Genomic DNA, 21,882 nt, shown 5'->3' with positions numbered 1-21,882 from the left:
CCGGAAGGGGCACCCCGTGAGCGACCCGCACCGGCATCACCATCGCCCTCGCCCTCGTCCTCACCCTCCCCACGACGGCGAGCACGCCCCCGGCCGCCACTCCCCCGCCGGCCCGTGGCACCGTCTGGCGCACCGCCTCACCCCGCACTCCCACGAGAGTGCCGACAAGCTGGACCCCGCCCTGGAGTCCTCGGCCCGCGGACTGCGCGCGCTGTGGGTGTCGCTGGCGGTGCTCGGCGCGACGGCGGCGGCGCAGGCGGCCGTGGTGCTGGTCTCCGGGTCGGTGGCGCTGCTGGGCGACACGGTGCACAACACCGCGGACGCGCTGACCGCCGTACCGCTGGGCATCGCCTTCGTCCTGGGCCGGCGCGCGGCCACCCGGCGCTTCACCTACGGCTACGGGCGTGCGGAGGACCTGGCAGGCGTCGTGATCGTTCTGACGATCGCCGCGTCGGCGGTCCTCGCGGCGTGGACGGCGGTGGACCGGCTGCTCGACCCGCGCCCGGTCTCACACGTACCGGCGGTCGCCGTGGCCGCCGTGGTGGGCTTCGCCGGCAACGAGTGGGTGGCCCGCTACCGGATCCGCGCGGGCCGGGAGATCGGCTCCGCCGCACTGGTCGCCGACGGACTGCACGCCCGTACGGACGGCTACACGTCACTGGCCGTCCTGCTGGGCGCCGGAGGCGCGGCGCTGGGGTGGCGACTCGCCGACCCGCTCGTGGGCCTGGCGATCACGGCCGCGATCGTGCTGGTGCTGCGGGACGCGGCGCGCGAGGTGTTCCGGCGCCTGATGGACGCCGTCGATCCGGCGCTGGTGGACCGGGCCGAGCGCGTACTGCGCGAGGTGCCCGGCGTGTGCGGGGTGGGTGAGCTGCGGCTGCGCTGGATCGGGCACCGGCTGCGCGCCGAGGTGGCCCTGGTGGTGGACGGCGAGGTGACGGTCCGCCAGGCCCACCGCATCGCCGTCGAGGCCGAGCACGCCCTGCTGCACGCGGTGCCGCGCCTCACCGCCGCCCTGGTCCACGCCGACCCGGCACCGGCTCCGGGCGAGGCGGACCCGCATCTCGGGCTGGCCCACCACGCCACCGCGTGAAGGTCAGGCGACGCCCAGCCCGTCCAGGACCACGGCTCCCGGCAGTTGTGCGAAGGCCTTGCCCGGCACCAGCAGTTTGCCGCGCCGGCGTCCGCTGCCGACGAGGACGTACGGCAGGTCGATGACGGCCGAGTCCACGAGCACGGGCCAGTCGCCGGGCAGGCCGACCGGGGTGATGCCGCCGTACTCCATGCCGGTCTCACCGGTCGCCGTGTCCATGGACGCGAAGGAGGCCTTGCGGGCGCCCAGGTGACGGCGTACGACACCGTTGACGTCGACCCGGGTGGTGGAGAGCACCACGCAGGCGGCCAGAGTCGCGCCGCCGCCCCGCTTGCCGGTGACCACGACGCAGTTGGCGGACTGTTCGAGCAGCTCACGGCCGTAGTGCTCGACGAAGGTGGCGGTGTCGGCCCACTCCGGTTCGGTGTCGACGTAGACGATCTGGTCGGCGGGGACGCTGCCGCTCCAGTGGCGTACGGCGTCGGCGACCGGGCGGGTCAGCTCGTCGAGGCTTTCCGGGGCGGGCGTGGCGTTGTCGAAGTTGCCGATGGGTGCGTGCATGGCGGCACGCTAGCAACAGCGGACGGCGCGCTGAACGGCCGTACGAGGTGCGGACGGCGGGCGGCGGGCGGGCCCGCGGGTCTCCCCGGTGTGCACGCCGCTCCCCGCGACGGGCCGAGGCGTCCGGACGTTCAGCTCTCGGCGGCCGGCTCCGCGAGCCTGCCCGCGGCTCCCGCCTCGCCGTCCAGCTCGGCCAGCCGGGCCACCGCCTCGTCGTCCAGCTCCGACAGCGCGCGCAGCTGTCCCGGCGTGACCCCGTCGGGTATCGGGACCGGAGCCGGGGTCCGCAGCGGCGGCTGCCAGCCCTCGTCGGCCGTCCAGCGCCGTACGACGCGGGCGGGCGCGCCCGCCACCACGGCGTGGTCGGGGACCGTGCCCCGGACCACGGCACCGGCGGCGACCACCACGTTCCGCCCGATCCGGGCGCCGGGCAGGATCACCGCGCCGGTGCCGATCCAGCAGCCGGAGCCGATCTCCACCGGGTCCATCCGGGGCCACTGCTTGCCGATGGGCTGGTGCGGGTCGTCGTAGGAGTGGTTGGTGGAGGTGACGTAGACGTACGGTCCGAAGTAGCAGTCGCTGCCGATGGTGACCGTGGTGTCCGCGATGACATGGCTGCCGCGGCCGAGGACCACACCGTCGCCGATGCGCAGGATCGGCTCGGGGCCGAGGTCCAGGTCGGGCATGAGCCCGGCGGTCAGGGTGACCTGCTCGCCGATGATGCAGTGGGCGCCGACATGGATCCAGGGCTCTCCGAAGACGGTGCCGAGCGGGAAGGCGAGCCGGGTGCCCGTGCCCAGCGCGCCGAAGCGGAAGCGTCCGGGGTGTGCGGCGGTGACGGAGCCGGTGCGCTGCACCCAGGCCCAGCCCGCGTGGACGGCCCGCTGCGCGAGGCGGCTCCGCCAGGACGGGTGGGTGTTCTTGCGCTTCGGCACTCGCTCACGGTAGTCGGCGTGCGGTAGGGCCATGACTACGGAGGTCTGTGATCTTCACCCCACCGGGTGGCGTACGGTGCCGTAGATCACCCGAGCAGGAGGCGAAGATGACGCAGAAGGCGCTGATCACGGGCATCGGCGGCAGGGATCCGAAGGTGGACGCGGAGGCCTTCGTGGCGCCGACGTCCTCGGTCATCGGGGACGTGACGCTGCACGCGGGGGCGAGCGTCTGGTACGGCGCGGTGCTGCGCGGCGACGTCGAGCGGATCTCCGTCGGCGCGAGCAGCAACGTCCAGGACAACTGCACGCTCCACGCCGACCCGGGCTTCCCCGTCACCGTCGGCGAACGCGTCTCCATCGGGCACAACGCCGTGGTGCACGGCGCGACCGTCGAGGACGACTGCCTGATCGGCATGGGCGCCACGGTCCTCAACGGCGCGGTGATCGGCGCCGGCTCCCTGGTCGCGGCCCAGGCGCTGGTCCCGCAGGGGATGCGGGTGCCGCCGGGCTCGCTGGTCGCGGGGGTGCCGGCGAAGGTGAAGCGGGAGCTGACGGAGGAGGAGCGTCAGGGGGTCACGCTGAACGGGACGATGTACGCGGCGCTGGCGACGGAGCACCGGGGTGCGCTCGGAGAGGTTCTGTAGGAGACCGTCCGCAGGTCGCGCGTGGCCGCCGTCCGGGGGTCGCGCACCGTCGCCGTCCGGGGGTCGCGCACCGTCGCCGTCCGGGGGTCGCGCACCGTCGCCGTCCGGGGGTCGCGCACCGTCGCCGTCCGGGGGTCGCGCACGGTCGCCGTCCGGGGCCGTCCATGGTCGCCGTCCGTGGGGTGCGCGGGTCGCTCACGCCCGTGGCGGAGCCTCGGAGTGTGCCGGCCCCGCGCCCCTCACAGGGCGCTTCACTCCCCGGCGGTCGCCGACTGGGCTGCCGCCCGGGCCTCGCCGGCCTTGCCGGCCTTGCGCTTGACGATCAGCATCGACGCGATGCCCAGGGCGACCGCCACCACCAGGCCCAGCCACGAGAAGCGCTTGAGCCAGGACTCGGCGACGACGCCGACGTAGTAGATGACGGCGGTGGTGCCGCCCGCCCAGACGATGCCGCCGAGGACGTTGGCGATCAGGAACTTCCAGTACGGCATCCGCAGCACGCCGGCCAGCGGACCCGCGAAGATGCGCAGCAGGGCGACGAAGCGGCCGAAGAAGACGGCCCACATGCCCCACTTCTGGAAGGACCGCTCGGCGGTGGCGATGTGCCCCTCGCCGAAGTGCCTGGGGAACTTCCTGCCCAGCCAGGCCAGCAGCGGCCGGCCTCCCTTGCGGCCGACGGCGTACCCGATGGAGTCGCCGATCACCGCGCCCGCGCTCGCGCAGGCGCCCAGGACCAGCGGGTCGATGCCGCCGTGCTGGGAGGAGAGCAGGGCCGCCGAGACCAGGATGATCTCGCCCGGCAACGGGATGCCCAGGCTCTCCAGACCGATGACCAGTCCGACGACGGCGTAGACGGCCGCCGCGGGCACCGTGTCGAGCCACTCCTGGACGTGCAAGACCGGACCCTCCGAGTTCGCGTTTCCGCTGCGTTCCGGGTGGGCCCAGCGTCTGTCCTGTCCGCTTCCCGGGTGCGCCTCGTCGAGGCGCACCCGGGAAGCCTACCGGCTCGGCCGACGTCAGCTGTTGGGACGCAGGGTCCATATGACGGACATCTCACCGGTGACCGCGCCGTCCTCGCGCCGGATGGCGACGCTCACCGGGAACTCGGGGCGGCTGCCGGCGTCCAGTTCCGCGACGACCTCGGCGACGGGGCGGCCGAGTGTCGCGGTGGCCGTGACCGGGCCGAGCGCGATCTTCTTGAAGGCGATCTCCGCGGAGACCGGCAGCGGCACCGCCCGGGAGAGCTGGTCGCCGAACGCGGCCAGCACGATCGCTCCGCTCGCCGACTCGCCCAGCGTGAACATGGCGCCGGCGTGCGGACCGCCGACGTGGTTGCGGTACTCGTTCTGGTCCGGAAGGGCCAGTACGGCCTTCTCCGGAGTGGTCTCCAGGTACTCGAGGTTCAGGGTCCGGACCATCGGCACCGTGGCGGCGAGCAACTCGCCGATCGACATCTGATCTGCGCTCATGGAGGCAGGTTACCCATGAGTAGCATCCAGGGGCCAGGCATCCGCGATGATCGTCGTATGCTTTTCGCCCATGTGGCCAGGAGAGCAGTCGCCCCCCGGCGGGCCGAACCCCCAGCAGCCCAACCCGTACCAGCAGCCTGGCTACCAGCAGCACCAGCCGCACGCCGGGCAGCAGCCGCACGCCCCGTGGAACGCCCCCACGGTCACGGCCGCCCCGCCCCCCGGCCGGGGTCCTGGGGGCCGTACGAAGGTGGTGGCGATCGTCGCCGCCTCGGCCGTCGTGGTGGCCGCCGCCGTGACCGGGGTCTTCCTGCTGGGCGGCGGCGAGGACGACGGGGCCGGGCCCGGCCCCACCGCCGCCTCGACGACCGCGCCGGTCGCCGACAACCCGCGGAACGGGGAGGACGGCCCGAAGCCGACCGTCGAGGGCTGGAACGTCGTGGCCAACCCCGACATCGGGATCGCCTTCGACGTACCGGCCACCTGGATGCGGCAGTCGCCCGACTGGGTCACGTACGTCGCGGAGGACGACGACCCCGAGGAGAAGCCCCTGGTCGCCATGAGGGCCCCGGCCGTCCTCAAGGAGAAGTGGTGTGCGACGGACGACGACCGGGACGGCTCGGTCGACCACACGCCCCTGGCCAGCGCGGGCAGCCGCGGCAACAAGGGCGCGCGGAACACCGAGGAGATCGCCCGGGCCGACTCGGCGGCCTGGGTGTACGGGGGCTTCACCCAGCCGGACCGGGACAAGGTCTCGACGGGGCCGGTGACCTCCTTCACCACCGCCTCCGGCATCGAGGGCAGCGTCGCCACCTCCCGGTCGTCCGGGGTCGAGAAGAAGGACAAGTGCGACGTGGACGGCAAGGCGACGACCTTCGCCTTCAAGAACGCCGACGGTGACCTCGTCTCCTGGTCGTTCTTCGGCGCCGCGGACGTCGACGACGAGGTACCGGACGCCGCCGTCCAGAAGATCCTCGCCACGGTCAGGGAGTTCACGCCGGCGGATTCCTGAGGCACCGGCCTGCGGATTGCGGAAAGCCCAAGTGCCGCCGCCGGGACGCGCGTCGTGGACTTCGGTACGTCCCTGACAAAGGCCGGTGACCGAATCGTGTCCGGGGCGGCATTAGGGTGACTGCTCATGTGGCCAGGACAGCAGCCGCCCGGGGGCGAGCAGAACCCGCAGAACAATCCGTACCAGCAGCCGGGGTACCAACAGCCGAATCCCTATCAGCAGCCCGGCTACCAGCAGCAGCCCGGCTATCAGCAGCAGCCCGGCACGGTCGAGCAGCCTCAGTGGGGTGTTCCGCAGCCCGCCGGGGCCGCGCAGCCGTCTCCGGGCGGCGGCGGTGGCGGCAACCGGACGAAGGTGGTCGCGATCGTCGCGGCGCTCGCCGTGGTGGTGGCCGCCGGTGTCACCGGGTTCCTGGTACTGGGCGGTGACAAGGACGACCAGGCGGACGACGGCAAGGACAAGAAGCCGTCCGCGAGCGCGTCCGCCGACAAGTCCGAGACCCCGTCCACCGACCCGAGCGCGTCCGGCGACGACAACCCGCGGGGCGGAGAGGGTGTGAAGGCGACCATCGACGGCTGGAAGGTCGTCGCCAACCCGCGCTTCGGCACCATGTTCGACGTGCCCGCCGACTGGGAGATCGACACCGTCGACATGAGCACCGGCTTCGAGTGGGAGGAGAAGGACGGGAAGTTGGGCCGCACCTCGGTCACAGCCCCGGCCTATCTGAAGTCCGAGTGGTGCACGAGCGACGAGAACAAGGACGGCCGCAAGGAGAGCACCGCCCTCGCCACCGCCGGTACGCGTGGTGAGGAAGGCGCCAAGAACACCGACCATGCGGCCGAGACGCGGGTGCCGTGGTGGATCTTCGGCGGTTACACGCAGCCGGACATGAAGAGCGTGAAGTACGGCAAGCCGAAGGCGTACACCACCACGTCCGGCATCGAGGGCAGCCTCATCACGGCGCACTCGGAGGGCACCCCCCAGAAGGGGAAGTGCGACACCGAGGGCAAGGCGACCACCTTCGCGTTCAAGAACGGCGCGGGCGACTTCGTCACGTGGAACCTGTACGGCGTCAAGGGCGTCGACGAGGAGATCCCGGAGGCGACGGTACAGAAGATCCTGAGCACCGTGCGCCTCACCGAGGCCCCGCCGACCGACACGTAGGCGACCGGCGGGCGGCGCCGCGCGCGCCGCTCAGCCGATACCGAACGCCCCGGCGGGAGGCTCGGGCGACGGCACCGCGTCCTCGTCCCTCACCGGCCGCGCGTCACCGATGAAGTCCCGCAGGGCTGGCCCGTGCTCGACCCTGGCCGGGAAGGCGTCGGCGGCGGTGAGCCGGGCCAGGGCCGCCGTGTCGAGCGGCCGGTGCGCGGCGACGAGGACGGCGTTGCCGAAGCGGCGTCCGCGCAGCACACCCGGTTCGGCGACCAGCGCCAGCTGGGCGAAGAGCGTGGCGAAGCCGGCCAGTTGGCCGCGCAGGAAGGGGAACGGCGCCCCGTCGGCCAGATTGGCCACATACACGCCGTCGGCGCGCAGCACCCGTGCCGCCTCGCGGGCGTAGCCGACGGAGGTCAGGTGCGCGGGCACCCGCGAGCCCCCGAAGACATCGGCGACCAGGACGTCGGCCGAGTCCGCGGGGGCCGCCTCCAGCCAGGCGCGGGCATCGGCACCGTGCGCGGTGACGCCCGCGCCGTCCGGGAGCGGCAGGTGCTCGGCGACCAGGTCCAGCAAGCCCCGGTCGGCCTCCACGACGTCCTGCCGGGAACCGGGCCGGGTCGCGGCCAGGTACCGGGGCAGGGAGAACGCGCCCCCGCCCAGATGCAGTACGTCCAGCGCACGCCCCGGCTCGGCGACCGTGTCCAGGACGTGGCCGAGCCGGCGCGTGTACTCGAACTCCAGGTGCGCCGGCTCGTCCAGGTCGACGTACGACTGCGGCGCCCCGTCGACGGTGAGCAGCCAGGCCCGCCGCCGGTCGACGTCGGGCATGAGCTTGGCGGTGCCGTGGTCGGTGACGCGGCTGACGGGTAGGGCTTCGTTCACCTCCTCATTGTGCCCGGCCCGTCCGCACCGGCCCTCACCCGACTTCGGTCACGGTCCCCGCCCCCACGGTCCGCCCGCCCTCGCGGACGGCGAACCCCAGGCCGGTCTCCAGCGGCACGTCCCGTCCCAGCTCCACCGTCATCGTGACCGTGTCCCCGGGTCGCGCCACCGCCACCGCACCGAGGTCGACGTCCCCGACCACGTCCGCGGTCCGGATGTAGAACTGCGGCCGGTAACCGGTGGCGACCGGCGTCGAACGTCCGCCCTCGCGCGCCGACAGCACGTGGACCCGCGCCGTGAAGCGCCGCGCGGGAACGACACTGCCCGGCGCGGCGACCACGTGCCCCCGACGCACCGTGTCGCGTGCGACACCGCGCAGCAGCAGGGCCACGTTGTCCCCGGCCTGCGCCTCCTCCATCGGCCGGCCGAAGGTCTCCAGCCCGGTCACGACCGTCTCGACGGACGCCCCCAGCACCTCGACCCGGTCCGAGACGTGGACGGTGCCGCGCTCGACCGCGCCGGTCACGACCGTGCCGCGGCCGGTGATGGTGAGCACGTTCTCCACGGACAGCAGGAACGGCGCGTCCAGATACCGCTCGGGCATGGGCACGTACGTGTCCACGGCGTCGAGCAGCGCCTCGACGGACGCGGTCCACCGCGGGTCGCCCTCCAGGGCCTTCAGCCCCGACACCCGTACGACGGGCAGGGTGTCGCCGCCGTAGCCGTGCGCGGTGAGCAGGTCCCGCACCTCCAGTTCGACCAGGTCGGTCAGTTCCCCGTCGCCCGCGTCGGCCTTGTTGAGCGCGACCACGATGTGGTCGACGCCCACCTGCCGGGCGAGCAGTACGTGTTCGGCGGTCTGCGGCATGATCCCGTCCAGCGCGGAGACGACGAGGATCGCCCCGTCGAGCTGGGCGGCGCCGGTGACCATGTTCTTGACGTAGTCGGCGTGGCCGGGCATGTCCACGTGCGCGTAGTGCCGGGTGTCGGTCTCGTACTCGACGTGCGCGATGTTGATCGTGATGCCGCGCGCCGCCTCCTCGGGGGCGCGGTCGATGCGGTCGAACGGCACGAACGTGCCGGTGCCGCGCTCGGCGAGGACCTTGGTGATGGCGGCGGTCAGGGTGGTCTTGCCGTGGTCGACATGGCCCATCGTGCCGATGTTCAGATGCGGTTTGGTGCGGACGTACGCCGTCTTGGACATGGCGGTACCTCGAAGCCTCGTGGCGGTGGTGGGGACCCCGGGGACTGGCCGACCCTCCCCCTGCGGGGTCCGCCGGACGATCCGGGGAGGGTCAGCTTCGGGCGCCGTCGACGGCGGCCGGGAAGAAGAGGACGGCAGCCTTCGGGGCATCCGCGACCGCGGATGTCGCGAGGTGGAAGGCGTACCGGAACATGCCGTCGATACTTGCCGACGCTTTGCCCCACGTCGAATGGTTTTTTATGGCACGGACGTTCGATAACCTCGACAACCGTGCCGGTCCTCCCGGCCTCCCCGGTCCGCTACGGACCGATGTTCCGCAGCGCCTCCCGTACGGACAGCGGCGCGAGACGTCGCCCGTGTTCGGACACGAAGGCTCGTACGGCGTCCGGGTCGGTTTTCGCGTACTCGCGCAGGCACCAGCCGATGGCCTTGCGGACGAAGAAATCGTCGTGGCCCGACTGGCGCAGGCAGTAGTCGAAGAGGCGCTCGGTGTCGGTGCGTTCCCGGTAGCGCAGCTGGTGGAGCAGGGCCGTGCGGACCAGCCACAGGTCCTCGTCCGCGATCCAGGCGTCCATCTCGGCCGTGAGGTCCCGGTCGGCCGCGACGAGCCCTCCGACGACGTGCGCGGCGAGCAGGTCGACGGTGTCCCACCACGGCACCGTGGTGAGCAGGTGCCGGGCCACGGGAAGGAAACCGGAAGAGCAATGCGTCACATGACGGCGCAGGTAGTCGACGGCGAAATAGTGGTACTCGCGCTCGGGCAGCCGCCAGCAACGCAGCGCGACCGCGGCGCAGTCCGACTCGCCCGGGCGGGGCAGCCCCTCCAGGACGGTGCGGGACAGGGCACGGCGAACAGGGGAGGTCAGGCCCAGGAAGGGAGCCACGTCCTTCATGTACGCCCGCATGGCCACGGCCCGTTCGGGATCGGCCGCGGCGGTGTACACGGCGGGGAGCCGCTTCAGTACCGTGTCGGCGAGAGGGCTGCGCGGAACGCCCGAAATTCCCTCGGCTGTAACGGTCATGAGACGCACCATACGGCGATCACACACATTTGTCGGTTAGTGTCACCGGATGTTCGATGCCACCACCCGCTCTGGGGGCACCGCCACGGTCTCTCCCCGGACCGCGGCGACAGAGCTCGCCGTCGCCACCGCCGCCGCGCCCGTCGAACCGACCGGCTTCGCCGCCCGCGTGACGAGAGTCCTGCTCTCTCCGTGGTCCCGGCTCTCCCTGCTCGTCGCCCTGCTGGCCTCGGCCGCGACCGCGGTTGTGCTGTTCCAGCCGCAGCAGTTGCTGACCGACGGCTGGCCGCCGCAACTCGGTGGAGCCGCGGCGGCGGTCGCCTACGCGGTGGCGTACGGACTGTGCACCGTCGCCTTCGTACCGCGTCCGCTGCTGAACCTGGCGGCCGGCGCGCTGTTCGGATCGCAGCTGGGGCTCGCCTCCGCCCTCGCGGGGACGGTGCTCGGCGCCGGGATCGCCTTCTGCCTCGGGCGGGCGCTGGGCCAGGAGGCGCTGCGGCCGCTGCTGCGGGGCAAGTGGCTGAAGGCCGCGGACGGGCAGCTCAGCCGGCACGGTTTCCGTTCGATGCTGGCGGCTCGGCTGTTCCCCGGGGTGCCGTTCGCCGCCGCCAACTACTGCGCGGCCGTCTCCCGCATGGGCCTGCTGCCCTTCCTGCTGGCGACGGGGCTCGGGTCGATCCCCAACACCGCCGCCTACGCCGTCGCCGGCGCCCGCGCCTCGACGCCGACCTCCCCCGCCTTCCTGATCGCGCTGGCCTGCATCGCCCTGCCGGGGCTGGCGGGCGCCGTGGTGGCCTGGCGCAAGCGGAACCAGTTGCGCGGGCGCTGACTGGACATCACACCGCCTCCAGGACCATCGCCTCGGCGTGTCCGCCCGCCCGCCCATGTCACCTGGATTTCACCCAAGGACGTTACGCTGCCCCTCGGCGCGCCCTGATCCCGATCACCGCACACGGCGGTCCGGTGTGCCCATAGACCGTTTTCTCGCTCGGCACTTGGACTCCGTTACCTCATGTCTTGGTTTGAATCCCTCATCCTCGGACTCGTCCAGGGGCTGACCGAGTTCCTCCCCGTGTCCTCCAGCGCGCATCTGCGTCTGACCGCGGCGTTCTCCGGCTGGCACGACCCGGGCGCGGCCTTCACGGCGATCACGCAGATCGGCACCGAGGCCGCCGTTCTCATCTACTTCCGCAAGGACATCGGGCGGATCATCTCGACGTGGACGCGGTCGCTCGCGAACAAGGAGCTGCGCGGTGACCCCGACGCGCGCATGGGCTGGCTGGTGATCATCGGCTCGATCCCGATCGGTGTGCTCGGTCTGACGCTGAAGGACCAGATCGAGGGGCCGTTCCGCGACCTGCGGATCACCGCGACCATGCTGATCGTCGTCGGCGTCATCATCGGCGTCGCGGACCGGATGGCCGCGCGGGACGAGAAGGGCGGCCGGCACCGCGCGCCCCGGCGGCGCAAGGAACTGGAGAACCTCAGCGTCCGGGACGGCCTGATCTACGGCCTCTGCCAGGCGGCGGCCCTCGTTCCCGGCGTCTCCCGCTCCGGGGCCACCATCAGCGGCGGCCTGTTCATGGGGTACCGGCGGGAGGCCGCGGCCCGTTACTCGTTCCTGCTCGCGATCCCGGCGGTGCTCGCCTCCGGTCTGTTCGAGCTCAACGACGCGATGGAGAACGACCACGTCTCCTGGGGGCCGACGCTCTTCGCGACGGTCATCGCCTTCGCCACCGGGTACGTGGTCATCGCCTGGTTCATGAAGTTCATCTCGACCAAGAGCTTCATGCCGTTCGTCTGGTACCGCATCGCGCTCGGCATCGTCATCATCGCCCTGGTCGCGACGGGTGTCCTCAGCCCGCACGCCGCCGAGTCGTCGGGCTGACCGCATCCGCCTGGGTAGCCGTCCGGTAGCGCACTGTCAGTGCTTGCCCCTAGGCTTGTCCTCATGTCCCCCGATTCCCTGACTTCTGGTTCCGTGCGGTCCGCCGCGGAGCTGAACGACAAGATCCGTGCGCTGTGGCGGCGCGCGGGCGGGACCCTGTCGGCACAGGAGCGTGTGGAGTACGAGTTGCTGGTGGTCGAGTGGGCGACCGCGATCCGCGGCGAGGTCATCGAGGCCGCCTGACGGCCGGCGTGCCCCGCGGGGGGCCGGCCGCCCTCAGCCCCGCCCACCCGCGGCGCCGCCCGGCGTCGGCGTCCACCCTCGGCGCCGTCCGGCGTCAGCGGCCACCGGCCACCCGCAGCACCGTCCCCGTCGTGTACGACGCGTCGGGCGACATCAGCCAGGAGATCGCCGCGGCGATCTCCTCCGCCCGGCCCGCACGCCCCAGCGGAACGGCCGATCCCATCCGCCGCGCCCGGTCGGGGTCGCCCATCGACGCGTGCATCTCGGTGTCCACGACCCCGGGCGCCACGCCGTTGACGCGGACGCCGTCCGGGCCGAGCTCCTTGGCCAGCCCCAGGGTCAGGGCGTCGACGCCCGCCTTGCTCGCGGCGTAGTGGACGTACTCCCCCGGGCTGCCGATGGTCGCGGCGCCCGACGACACGTTCACGATCACGCCGCTCCCCCGCGCGGTCATCAGCCGGGCGGCACGCCGGGCGCACAGCAGCACGCCCAGCAGATTGACGTCGAGGACCCGGCGCAGGTCGGCGGTGTCGCTGTCGGCGAGCCGCCCCAGCGGACCGGTCACCGCCGCGTTGTTCACCAGCCCCGTCACCGGCCCGAGCCGCTCCTCCACCACGTCGAAGAGCCGCTCGACGTCGGCCTCGATGGACGTGTCCACGCGTACGGCGACACCGCGGCCGCCCGCCTCGCGCACCCCCGCGACGACCGCCTCCGCGGCCGCCGGGTCCCGCACGTACCCCACGGCGACGTCGTGGCCGTCCGCCGCGAGCCGCAGACAGGTCGCCGCGCCGATTCCGCGGCTGCCACCGGTGACCACCGTGACGGGACGCTCCATGAGTTGCCTCCAGCAGTAGATCGGAATTCCGAGGGGGAATGAGAGCTGTTTGATCGATCATCGATCATCGTAAGTGAGATCACCGGCTCGGCGCGCCACGCCACGGACGACCGCTGTGATCAACTGAATCCGCCCTCGTCGAGAGCGCACACTGAAGGGACCACGGGGTAGGGAGGTGCCCATGAAGACGCTCGGCCACCGGCTCGCCTCCCCGTGGCGGCGCTCGGCCGCCGCCGCGGTCGTCGGCGCGCTGCCCGTACTCGCCTTTCCGGGTCCGGCCCTGTGGTGGTGGGCCTGGGTCGCGCTGGTGCCCTGGCTGTTGCTGGCCCGGACGGCACCGACCTGGAAGCGGGCGGCGTACGACGGGTGGTGCGGCGGCTTCGGATTCATGCTGGCCATGCATCACTGGCTGATGCCCAACCTGCACGTGTTCACGTTCGTCATCGCCGCGCTGCTCGGCGCGCTCTGGGCGCCGTGGGGCTGGCTGGTGCGCCGGCTGCTGGGCGGGGCGCCTTCGGCCGGGCGGGCCGCTGCGGCACTGGTGGTGCTGCCGTCGGGCTGGCTGGCGGTGGAGCTGATCCGTTCCTGGGAAGGGCTCGGCGGTCCCTGGGGTGTCCTCGGCTCGAGTCAGTGGCAGGTGGCACCGGCGCTGCGGCTCGCCTCGGTGGGCGGGGTGTGGCTGCTGAGCTTCCTCGTGGTGGCCGTCAATGTCGCCGTCGCGGTACTCGTCGCGGTCCGCCGGGCCCGGGTGCCCGCCCTGGCCGGGCTGGTCGCCACCGCCGCCGCCACCTCCGCGGCCTGGGTCTGGTCGCCGCGTCCCGGCGCGGACGGCGAGCGGGCCGCGATCGCCGTGGTGCAGCCCGGCGTCGTCACCGGGGCCGCCGGCCCCGACCGGCGCTTCGACCGCGAGGAGGAGCTGACCCGCCGGCTCGCCGACCGGGACCTCGACCTGATCGTCTGGGGCGAGAGCAGCGTCGGTTTCGACCTCGACGACCGGCCCGACCTGGCCCGGCGGCTGGCGGCGCTGTCGCGGGAGACCGGCGCGGACATCCTGGTCAACGTGGACGCGCGGCGCTCCGACAAGCCCGGCATCTACAAGAGCTCCGTGCTCGTCGGCCCCGACGGCCCGACCGGCGACCGGTACGACAAGATGAGGCTCGTCCCGTTCGGGGAGTACGTCCCGGCACGCTCGCTGCTCGGCTGGGCCACTTCCGTCGGCGAGGCGGCGGGCGAGGACCGCAGGCGGGGCACCGAGCAGGTGGTGATGGACGTCGGGGACGGGCTGCGGATCGGGCCGATGGTGTGCTTCGAGAGCGCGTTTCCCGACATGAGCCGCCGGCTGGCCGCCGACGGCGCCGAGGTGCTGCTCGCCCAGTCGTCGACGTCGACCTTCCAGCACACCTGGGCACCGGAGCAGCACGCCTCGCTCGCCGCGCTGCGCGCCGCCGAGACGGGCCGCCCGATGGTGCACGCGACCCTGACCGGTGTCTCCGCCGTCTACGACGCGGGCGGCGCGCGGATCGGCTCGTGGCTCGGCACCGACGCGAGCGCCTCACGGGTGTACGAGGTACCGCTCACCCACGGCAGCACACCGTATGTCCGCCACGGCGACTGGACGCTGCACGCGGCGCTGCTGATCCTCGCGGCCTGGGCCGCCGCCGAGGGCGTACGGGAAGTACGGGTCAGGCGGAGCGCTCCGCCACCTCCCGCACCACCCGCTCGCACAGCTCATGGGTCTCGAGCGCGTCCCGGGCGCTGAGCACCTTGCCGACGCGCACGGCGTCGAGGAAGGCGAGCACCGCCTGCTCGATACCGCGTTGGCGGGCCACCGGGACCCAGTCTCCGCGCCGTCGCACGGTCGGCTGGCCCTTGTGGTCGATCACGTCGGCGAGGTTGACCACCTGGCGCTTGGTGTCCTGGCCCGAGACCTCGAGGATCTCCTCCGCCGAGCCGCTCAGCCGGTTCATGACGCCGAGCGCGGTGAAACCGTCCCCGGCGAGCTGGAGCACGACGTGATGGAGCAGGCCGTCCTCGACACGGGCGCGCACGGTCACGTCGTCCACCGTGCCGGGCGCCAGGAAGCGCAGCGTGTCGACGACGTGGATGAAGTCGTCGAGGATCATCGTGCGCGGTTCCTCGGGCAGGCCTATGCGGTTCTTCTGCATGAGGATCAGCTCGCGCGGGTGTTCGGCGCACTGCGCGTACCCGGGGGCGTGGCGCCGGTTGAAGCCGACGGCGAGGCCGGTGTTCCGTTCCTCGGCGAGGGCCACCAGCCGCTCGGAGTCGGCGAGTTCGTAGGCGAGCGGCTTGTCGACGTAGGTCGGGACGCGGGCCTGGAGCAGGCGGGTCACGATCTCCGGGTGGACGGCCGTCGGCGCGTGTACGAAGGCGGCGTCGAGGCCCTCGGCGAGGAGCGAGTCGAGGTCCGCGTGGCGCTGCCCGTCCGGGAGGCGCAGTCCGTCGGCGACCCGGGCGAGCGTCGCCGGGGTACGGGTCTGCAGATGCAGCTCGACGCCGGGGAGGGTGGCGAGCACCGGCAGGTAGGCCTTCTGCGCGATGTCGCCGAGTCCGATGCAGCCGACCTTCACGGGGTGTGCTCCTCTGACGTTCGCCGAGCTGGGTCCGCTGGGAAGCATACGGCGTCCCGCACTCCCGGCCTCGTTCAAGCGGGCGGGGCCCCCACCGGGGGCCGCCAGTCGGCGATGCCGTCGAAGCCGCGCAGGAAGAGGGCGGGCCCGGCCTTGGACAGCGCGGTGATCGCGGTGTCGCGTACGGCGATCCCGGCGCGGTTGGTCATCAGGTTGAACCGGGCGACCCTGACGGCCCGGCGGGCGACAGCGGTCGTACGGGGGAGGCGGGCGGCGGTGTAGGCGGCCAGGTCGTCGTGGTGGTGTGCGAGCACGATCGCGTCCTCGACGGCCTGGTTGCCACCCTGGCCGAGGGTCGGCGGCATGGCGTGCGCGGCGTCCCCGAGGAGAGCGACCCTGCCCTGGTGGTAGGCGGGCAGCGGCTCGGCGACGCGGTGCACGTCGTGACGGAGGACGTCCTCGGGGCGGGCGGCGGCGAGGACGGCGGGGATCGGCTCGTGCCAGTCGCCGTACCGGCGCAGCAGCTCGGCCCTCTCGTCGGCCGCGTGTCCGCCGGCCGGGGCGACGGCGGCGGCGTAGGCGTAGACCCGGCCGTCGCCCAGCGGGTGCGTGCCCCAGATGCGGCCCCGGCCCCAGGTCTCGTGCGAGGCGAACTCGGCGCCGGGTACCGGGATCACCACCCGCCAGGTGGTGAAGCCGGAGTAGACGAGGCCGGGGTGGTGCGGGAACAGCGTGCCGCGTACGCCGGAGTGGATGCCGTCGGCTCCGACGACCAGGTCGGCCTCCAGCTCGCCGTCGGGTGTGCGTACCCGGGCCGGCCGGTCGCTGCCGCCGGGGTCGGTGAGCGTCGCGTCGGCGGCGGTGCGCACGACGCCGGTCGGCAGTCGCGCGGCCAGGCGGTCGATGAGGGCGGCCCGGTGCAACAGCACCAGCGGCCCGCCGAACCGTGCCGCCGCGGCCTCGGCGCTGGAACGGGAGAGCCAGCGCCCGCCCGGCGTGCGCAGTCCCCCGTCGCCCTGCCAGGCGGCGAGTTCGCGGATCTCGTCGCCGAGGCCGATGACGTCGAGGGCGCGCAGGGCGTTGGGCGACAGGGAGATGGCCGCGCCGATCGGCTGGAGCGAGGGGGCGCGCTCCAGGACGGTGACCCGCAGGCCGCGGCGGTGCAGGGCCGCCGCCGCGGTCAGGCCGCCGATCCCGCCGCCGATCACTAGGGCCTGCCTGGTCCGTGTCATGGCTCCTCCTCCGGCTCACGCTCACTACAGGCGTAGTGACGCCTGCCGTCCCGACTGTACTACAGACGTAGTGAGGCGGGTAGGTTGTACCCATGTCCGCACGACCCGTGTCCGCACGCACCGCCGCTCCCCCGCCCCCGGCCGGCGCCTCCCGCGCCGGCCTCGTCGCCGACGCCGCCCTCGCCCTGCTCGCCGAGCGCGGGATGCGCGGACTCACGCACCGTGCGGTCGACGAGGCGGCCGGACTCCCCCAGGGCTCCACGTCCAACCTCGCGCGCACCCGGCAGGCGCTCCTGGAGCTGGCGGTGCGGCGCCTGGCCGACCGGGATGCGCGCTTGCTGGCGCTGCACGAGATGCCGGACCCGCGCCACGGCCTGGACTCCCTGGTGGACGCCCTGGCACTGGCCACGCACCGCGCGCTGACCCAGCACCGCGAACTGACGCTGGCCCGCTACGAACTGGCCCTCGAGGCCACCCGCCGCCCCGAGCTGCGGGCCCACTTCGACTCGGCGGGCGCCCGCTTCCGGGAGCAGCTCGGCACCCTGGTCACATCGATGGGCTCGGCCGATCCGGCCCGGCACGTGCTGTCACTGGTCGCCTGGGCGGACGGACTGATGTTCAGCTGCGTGGCCGGGTCCTTCCACGCGGAGGTGCCGGGCCTCGAGGAGGTCCGGGCGGGACTGCGCGAGATGCTCGACGGCATGCTGGGCGGCTGAAATCCCCTGGTGGGCCGGGGTATTCGTCGGCGAGGATGCCGACATGACGAACGAACGCCGCGAACCCGCCACCGACGCCGACGAACGCACCATGCTGGAGGGCTGGGTGGAGTACCACCGGCAGACCCTCGCGCTGAAGTGCGAGGGCCTCACCGACGCCCAGCTCAGGACCGCCTCCGTGGCCCCGTCCACGTTGTCCCTGATGGGGCTGGTGCGGCACATGGCGGAGGTGGAGCGGAGCTGGTACCGCAGGGTGCTGGCGGACGAGGACGCGGACCCGATCTACTACACCGCCGAGGACCCGGACGGCGACTTCCGTGTGACCGAGGCGGACACGTGGCAGGAGGCCCATGCCACCTGGCAGGCCGAGATCGGGGCGGCCAGGCGCAACGCGGCCGGCTTCCCTCTCGGCGAACCGACCCGCGGCAGGCACCGGCGCACCGGTGAGCGGTACACCCTGCGCTGGATCCACACCCACATGATCGAGGAGTACGCCCGCCACAACGGGCACGCCGACCTGATCCGCGAACGCCTCGACGGCGCCACGGGCGACTGACGTCACCTTCGACGGCCCCGGGGCCTCCGTACGGGGCGGGAGATCACCCGTGCGGGGCAACCTCCGCTCGTCCGGCGCCGCGGACGGGGCCCGACCCAGCAGAGTGGCCCGGGTGCATCGAACGACGACCACCGCAACGCTCCTCGTGATCGTGGCTGTCTCGGCCCTGGCCGCCTGTACGACGGTCCAGGGCCCGGCCGCGGCAGAACCGTCGGCGGCCGGCGCCCGCTCGTCCGCGCCGCACCCGGACGGCCCGGCCGAGCCTCGGGTCGTGCAGGCCCCGGCCCGCGAGGCGCTGGAGATGATCGGTCCCTCCCGGACCCCCGGCCACGCCTCCGGCGAGCCGCGCCGCACGACGCCTCCGACGGCCCCACCGCCGCGGAAACCCCCGGCCGCCCCTGCCCGCCCCGAACAGCAGCCGCGCCCCGCCCCTTCCAAGGCGCCGGAGCGGGCGCACGGGTCCGAGCGACCTCGCGCCCAGGTCCCCGACGTACCGCCGCCGGCCGGCCAGGACGCCGGCCGGAACGCGAACGTGTGCTCCCTCGGCAAGCAGTACGGCGGCTGGCGGCCGGGCAGCCCCCAGTCGGTCATCTGCGAGCAGGCGTACGGCCGCTGAGCCGTACCCTCGCCCACCGGGACGCTTCACGAAGCAGACCTGCCACGAACGACACCGACACTTCCTAGGGCCGCTGGCGCGGTGGTCCCCACCGCCCGTCCGGCCGGTCATGGCGATCGGGCGTGGGACCGTCCTCGCCCAGTCGTCGCTCCAGCCGGTCGATCGCCGCGCGCACCCCCTCGCCGTAGCGGTCGGGGGCGAGTGACCCGGCCGCGCCGCGGGCTCGTCGCAGGTGAACGCGGGCGGCCTCACGGTGGCCGAGCCGGTCGTAGTCGGCGGCCAGGTTCAGGTGCAGCGAGGGGTAGAGGGCACGCGCGGCGAGCGTGCCCCGGCACCGGTCGGTGGGCCGGTCCTCCGTGAGTTCCTCGGCGGCCGACAACGCCCGCAGGTCCCAGGCCAGTTCGTCCCCCGGGTCGTCCTGGGTGTCGGCCAGGTAGTGGGCCAGGGTGCAGCGGTGCAACGGATCGCCGCGCTCGCCGATCTCCGCCCACAGGCCGAGGAAGCGGTGCCGGGCCTCCTCACGGTCGCCCGCGTGATGCAGCATGACGACCTGCCCGATCCGCGTCAGCACGGCATCCGGCGCCGCCTGCTCCTGTCCCTTGGCCACCGCGTCCTCCGTGCCCGTCGTCGGCTGTCCCCGACGACGCTAACGGCACATAACGGAAATACCGGTCAGGCTGCCCGTGACGCGCACGGGCCGGCCGGTGGCGGACCGGCCCGCCCGTCGGGGTCAGCCCAGCTGGGGGATGGTCCAGTCGATCGACTCGTGTCCCTGCTCCGCGACCGCCTCGTTGATCTGCGTGAACGGGCGGGAGCCGAAGAACTTCTTCGCCGACAGCGGCGAGGGGTGCGCGCCCTTGACCACCACGTGCCGCGTCTCGTCGATCAGCGGCAGCTTCTTCTGCGCGTAGTTGCCCCACAGCACGAACACCGCCGGGTCCGTCCGGCCGGCCACCGCGCGGATCACCGCGTCGGTGAACAGCTCCCAGCCGCGGGCCTTGTGCGAGTTCGCCTCGCCGGCCCGGACCGTGAGCACCGCGTTGAGCAGCAGGACGCCCTGCTTCGCCCACGGCATCAGATAGCCGTTGTCCGGGATCGGGGTGTCCAGCTCCGCGTGCATCTCCTTGTAGATGTTCCGCAGGGACGGCGGCACCTTCACACCCGGCCGGACGGAGAAGCACAGCCCGTGGCCCTGGCCCTCGCCGTGGTACGGATCCTGCCCGAGGACCAGCACCTTCACCTGGTCGTACGGTGTGGCCTCCAGCGCCGCGAAGACCTCCTCGCGCGGGGGGTAGACGGGGCCGTTCGCCCGCTCCTCCTCGACGAACTCCATCAGCTCCTTGAAGTAGGGCTTGTGCAGTTCGCCACCCAGCACCTCGCGCCAGGACTCGGGCAGCATGGCGATGTCGGTCACGTCAACTTCCTTACGCTGTGCGGTCGCTTCCACTCCTGAAGAACCTACCGGCGACCACTGACAATCGGAGCGCCCGCCGGCCCCCGACAGCGCCTACCAGCTGGTCTTCCGGTACAGCTGCCACATCATCATGATCGACGAGGGGTCCATGGCCCGCTCCGCGCCCGAGATGTCCGTGCTGACGGCGACGTACTGCTTGCCCTGCCACAGCGGCAGCAGCCGCGCGTCGTCCAGGAGGATCTGCTGCGCCCGCTCGAACTCCTTCTCCACGTCGGCGCGGTCGCTCTCCCGGCGTGAGCGCGGCAGCAGCTCACCGGTGATCTCCGGTGCGAGGTAGGGCGTGCCGAGCGCGTTCTGCTCACCGACGAAGGGCGCGATGAAGTTCTCCGCGTCCGGGAAGTCGGGGGACCAGCCGCGCCCGAACACCGGGTACTCGCCCTTCTGGTAGCCCTCGACGTACGTCTTCCAAGGGCGGCTCTCGAGGGTGACCGTGAACAGGCCGGAGGACTCGAGCTGGCGCTTGATCTCCTTGAACTCTCGCGCCGTCTCGGAACCGTAGCGGTCACTGGTGTACCAGAGGGTCAGCGGGACGGGCTCGGTGATGCCGGCGTCGGTGAGGAGCTCGCGGGCCTTGGGGACGCTGGGATCACCGTAGTCGTCGAAGAAGCCCGTGGTGTGGCCGGTCAGGCCCTTGGGGACCATCGAGTACAGCGGGTCGACCGTGTCCTGGTAGATCTTGTGGGCGATCGCCGCCCGGTCGATCACCTGGGCGACGGCCTGGCGCACCTCCCTGCGGCCCGCCCACGGGTCCTCGGGGTTGAAGACGAGGTAGCGGATCTCCGTACCGCTGCCCTCGACCAGCTGGAGGTCCTCCTCCTTGGCGGCCCCGCCCTGCAGCGTGATGACGTCGTCGGCCGCGAGACCTCGGTAGGTGACCTGGATCTCCCCGTCGCGCAGCGCCTTCACCATGCCGGCGGAGTCCTTGAAGTAGCGGATGGTCACCGCGTCGTTGTGGCGCTCGGCGAAGCCCTTGTAGCGGTCGTTGCGGACGAGTTCGGCCCGCTCGCCCTCGTCGTACGACTGGAGCGTGTACGGGCCCGAGCCGACGACCTCGCCGTCCTCGCGCAGGGCGTCCGCCGGGTAGCCGCCGGGTTCGACGATCGACATCGCGGGCGTGGCGAGCACGAACGGGAAGGTGGCGTCGGGCTTGTTGAGATGGAAGACCACTTCGCGCTCGCTCGGCGCCTGGACCCGTTCGAGGCTGCCCAGCAGACCGGCGGGGCCGCCGTTGACGTTGATGTCCTTGATCCGGTCGATCGAGTGCTTGACGGCCTGGGCGTCCAGCCGGTCCCCGTTGGAGAAGGTCAGGCCTTCGCGCAGCTCACAGCGGTACACCTGGTTCGTGGAGTCGGCGAACGCGCAGTTCTCGGCGGCGTCGGGCTCGGGCGCGGTCGCGCCGTTGGGGTAGCTGAGCAGCGTCTGGTAGACGTTGCGGAACAGCTCCCACGAACCGTCCCAGGAAGCGGCCGGATCCAGCGTGCTGGGGGTGCTGGTCGTCCCCACGACGATCGGCCCCTCGTCCTTCGAACTGCCGGACGACAGGATGCCGCATCCGGTGACCAGCGACGATATGGACACGATGGCCGCCGCCCGCCGCAGGCCTCGGTTCCGGTTGAACACGCGCACGCTCCTCGATCCGCCGTACCAAGGGTCGGCAGACCATACCGCAGCGCCGCGTCACCTGAACCCCCTTCTGAACAGGGGTTTTGATCATCTGGCGATGACTACGTTGTCATGACCCCGGGCGTCTCGAA

General features: G+C 72.6%; 24 protein-coding genes. 11 read left to right on the top strand and 13 right to left on the bottom strand.

The window, feature by feature from the left end:
• Positions 1–16 precede the first annotated feature (16 nt).
• Positions 17–1,093: a cation diffusion facilitator family transporter gene (locus QC283_RS25630; protein WP_336620665.1), complete on the top strand. Its 1,077-nt coding sequence runs from the start codon at positions 17–19 to the stop codon at positions 1,091–1,093.
• A 3-nt stretch (positions 1,094–1,096) separates the two neighbouring features.
• On the opposite strand, the gene QC283_RS25625 is transcribed toward QC283_RS25630, so the two are convergent.
• Positions 1,097–1,654, bottom strand: coding sequence for a YbaK/EbsC family protein (locus QC283_RS25625; protein ID WP_279564031.1), 558 nt, complete (start codon positions 1,652–1,654; stop codon positions 1,097–1,099).
• Between the two features lie 131 nt (positions 1,655–1,785).
• Positions 1,786–2,589 carry an acyltransferase gene (locus QC283_RS25620; protein ID WP_279564030.1) on the bottom strand — a complete coding sequence of 268 codons (804 nt, stop codon included), beginning with the start codon at positions 2,587–2,589 and terminating at the stop codon, positions 1,786–1,788.
• Positions 2,590–2,696: 107 nt separating this feature from the next.
• Here QC283_RS25620 and QC283_RS25615 point away from each other — a divergent pair, with 107 nt between their 5' ends.
• Complete coding sequence (locus QC283_RS25615) at positions 2,697–3,233, top strand: gamma carbonic anhydrase family protein (protein WP_279564029.1); 537 nt, start codon at positions 2,697–2,699, stop codon at positions 3,231–3,233.
• A 251-nt stretch (positions 3,234–3,484) separates the two neighbouring features.
• On the opposite strand, the gene QC283_RS25610 is transcribed toward QC283_RS25615, so the two are convergent.
• Both QC283_RS25610 and QC283_RS25605 read right to left on the bottom strand, forming a co-directional pair.
• Complete coding sequence (locus tag QC283_RS25610; protein WP_279564028.1) at positions 3,485–4,129, bottom strand: DedA family protein; 645 nt, start codon at positions 4,127–4,129, stop codon at positions 3,485–3,487.
• Positions 4,130–4,249: 120 nt separating this feature from the next.
• Positions 4,250–4,687 carry a DUF4442 domain-containing protein gene (locus tag QC283_RS25605; RefSeq protein WP_279564133.1) on the bottom strand — a complete coding sequence of 146 codons (438 nt, stop codon included), beginning with the start codon at positions 4,685–4,687 and terminating at the stop codon, positions 4,250–4,252.
• 85 nt (positions 4,688–4,772) lie between these two features.
• On the opposite strand from QC283_RS25605, the gene QC283_RS25600 reads away from it, so the two are divergent.
• Positions 4,773–5,714, top strand: coding sequence for a hypothetical protein (locus tag QC283_RS25600; protein WP_279564027.1), 942 nt, complete (start codon positions 4,773–4,775; stop codon positions 5,712–5,714).
• Positions 5,715–5,840: 126 nt separating this feature from the next.
• A complete protein-coding gene (locus QC283_RS25595) occupies positions 5,841–6,878 on the top strand; it encodes a hypothetical protein (protein ID WP_279564026.1) in 1,038 nt (345 codons plus the stop codon).
• Between the two features lie 30 nt (positions 6,879–6,908).
• Here QC283_RS25595 and QC283_RS25590 read toward each other — a convergent pair whose 3' ends face one another.
• The 3 genes from QC283_RS25590 to QC283_RS25580 form a co-directional block, all read right to left on the bottom strand.
• Positions 6,909–7,754, bottom strand: a complete 846-nt coding sequence (locus QC283_RS25590; protein ID WP_279564025.1) for a spermidine synthase — start codon at positions 7,752–7,754, stop codon at positions 6,909–6,911.
• Between the two features lie 34 nt (positions 7,755–7,788).
• Positions 7,789–8,958, bottom strand: coding sequence for an elongation factor Tu (gene tuf, locus QC283_RS25585; protein ID WP_279564024.1), 1,170 nt, complete (start codon positions 8,956–8,958; stop codon positions 7,789–7,791).
• Positions 8,959–9,257: 299 nt separating this feature from the next.
• Entirely contained in the window at positions 9,258–9,980 is a 723-nt protein-coding gene (locus QC283_RS25580; RefSeq protein ID WP_279564023.1) for a DNA alkylation repair protein, read from the bottom strand.
• Positions 9,981–10,029: 49 nt separating this feature from the next.
• Here QC283_RS25580 and QC283_RS25575 point away from each other — a divergent pair, with 49 nt between their 5' ends.
• From QC283_RS25575 to QC283_RS25565, 3 genes are all read left to right on the top strand, one after another.
• On the top strand, positions 10,030–10,809 hold the full coding sequence (locus tag QC283_RS25575) for a TVP38/TMEM64 family protein (protein WP_279564022.1): 780 nt from the start codon (positions 10,030–10,032) through the stop codon (positions 10,807–10,809).
• A gap of 183 nt (positions 10,810–10,992) precedes the next feature.
• On the top strand, positions 10,993–11,868 hold the full coding sequence (locus QC283_RS25570) for an undecaprenyl-diphosphate phosphatase (RefSeq protein WP_279564021.1): 876 nt from the start codon (positions 10,993–10,995) through the stop codon (positions 11,866–11,868).
• A 63-nt stretch (positions 11,869–11,931) separates the two neighbouring features.
• On the top strand, positions 11,932–12,111 hold the full coding sequence (locus QC283_RS25565; RefSeq protein WP_279564020.1) for a hypothetical protein: 180 nt from the start codon (positions 11,932–11,934) through the stop codon (positions 12,109–12,111).
• A 94-nt stretch (positions 12,112–12,205) separates the two neighbouring features.
• Here QC283_RS25565 and QC283_RS25560 read toward each other — a convergent pair whose 3' ends face one another.
• On the bottom strand, positions 12,206–12,946 hold the full coding sequence (locus QC283_RS25560; RefSeq protein ID WP_279564019.1) for an SDR family oxidoreductase: 741 nt from the start codon (positions 12,944–12,946) through the stop codon (positions 12,206–12,208).
• Between the two features lie 181 nt (positions 12,947–13,127).
• Here QC283_RS25560 and lnt point away from each other — a divergent pair, with 181 nt between their 5' ends.
• Entirely contained in the window at positions 13,128–14,705 is a 1,578-nt protein-coding gene (gene lnt, locus QC283_RS25555) for an apolipoprotein N-acyltransferase (protein WP_279564017.1), read from the top strand.
• Here lnt and QC283_RS25550 read toward each other — a convergent pair.
• A complete protein-coding gene (locus QC283_RS25550; RefSeq protein WP_279564016.1) occupies positions 14,629–15,534 on the bottom strand; it encodes a Gfo/Idh/MocA family protein in 906 nt (301 codons plus the stop codon). The two genes, lnt and QC283_RS25550, sit on opposite strands and share 77 nt — an antisense overlap.
• 74 nt (positions 15,535–15,608) lie before the next feature.
• Entirely contained in the window at positions 15,609–16,766 is a 1,158-nt protein-coding gene (locus QC283_RS25545) for an FAD-dependent monooxygenase (RefSeq protein ID WP_279564015.1), read from the bottom strand.
• A 92-nt stretch (positions 16,767–16,858) separates the two neighbouring features.
• Here QC283_RS25545 and QC283_RS25540 point away from each other — a divergent pair, with 92 nt between their 5' ends.
• The 3 genes from QC283_RS25540 to QC283_RS25530 all read left to right on the top strand — a co-directional run bounded on the left by QC283_RS25540 (position 16,859) and on the right by QC283_RS25530 (position 18,654).
• Positions 16,859–17,482 carry a TetR/AcrR family transcriptional regulator gene (locus QC283_RS25540; RefSeq protein ID WP_279564014.1) on the top strand — a complete coding sequence of 208 codons (624 nt, stop codon included), beginning with the start codon at positions 16,859–16,861 and terminating at the stop codon, positions 17,480–17,482.
• 43 nt (positions 17,483–17,525) lie between these two features.
• Positions 17,526–18,038 (top strand): DinB family protein, encoded by a 513-nt coding sequence (locus QC283_RS25535; protein WP_279564013.1) that lies wholly within the window; start codon positions 17,526–17,528, stop codon positions 18,036–18,038.
• A 103-nt stretch (positions 18,039–18,141) separates the two neighbouring features.
• Positions 18,142–18,654: a hypothetical protein gene (locus tag QC283_RS25530; RefSeq protein ID WP_279564132.1), complete on the top strand. Its 513-nt coding sequence runs from the start codon at positions 18,142–18,144 to the stop codon at positions 18,652–18,654.
• A 64-nt stretch (positions 18,655–18,718) separates the two neighbouring features.
• On the opposite strand, the gene QC283_RS25525 is transcribed toward QC283_RS25530, so the two are convergent.
• From QC283_RS25525 to QC283_RS25515, 3 genes are all read right to left on the bottom strand, one after another.
• A complete protein-coding gene (locus QC283_RS25525) occupies positions 18,719–19,261 on the bottom strand; it encodes a hypothetical protein (protein WP_279564012.1) in 543 nt (180 codons plus the stop codon).
• A 123-nt stretch (positions 19,262–19,384) separates the two neighbouring features.
• Positions 19,385–20,068: a uracil-DNA glycosylase gene (ung, locus tag QC283_RS25520; protein ID WP_279564011.1), complete on the bottom strand. Its 684-nt coding sequence runs from the start codon at positions 20,066–20,068 to the stop codon at positions 19,385–19,387.
• A gap of 93 nt (positions 20,069–20,161) precedes the next feature.
• On the bottom strand, positions 20,162–21,748 hold the full coding sequence (locus QC283_RS25515; RefSeq protein ID WP_279564010.1) for an ABC transporter substrate-binding protein: 1,587 nt from the start codon (positions 21,746–21,748) through the stop codon (positions 20,162–20,164).
• Positions 21,749–21,882 lie beyond the last annotated feature (134 nt).

Source organism: Streptomyces sp. DH41 (assembly GCF_029813785.1).
GTDB lineage: Bacteria > Actinomycetota > Actinomycetes > Streptomycetales > Streptomycetaceae > Streptomyces.
The sequence above is the reverse complement of the archived record's forward strand: the minus strand, read 5'-3'. Positions and strand labels throughout refer to the sequence as shown.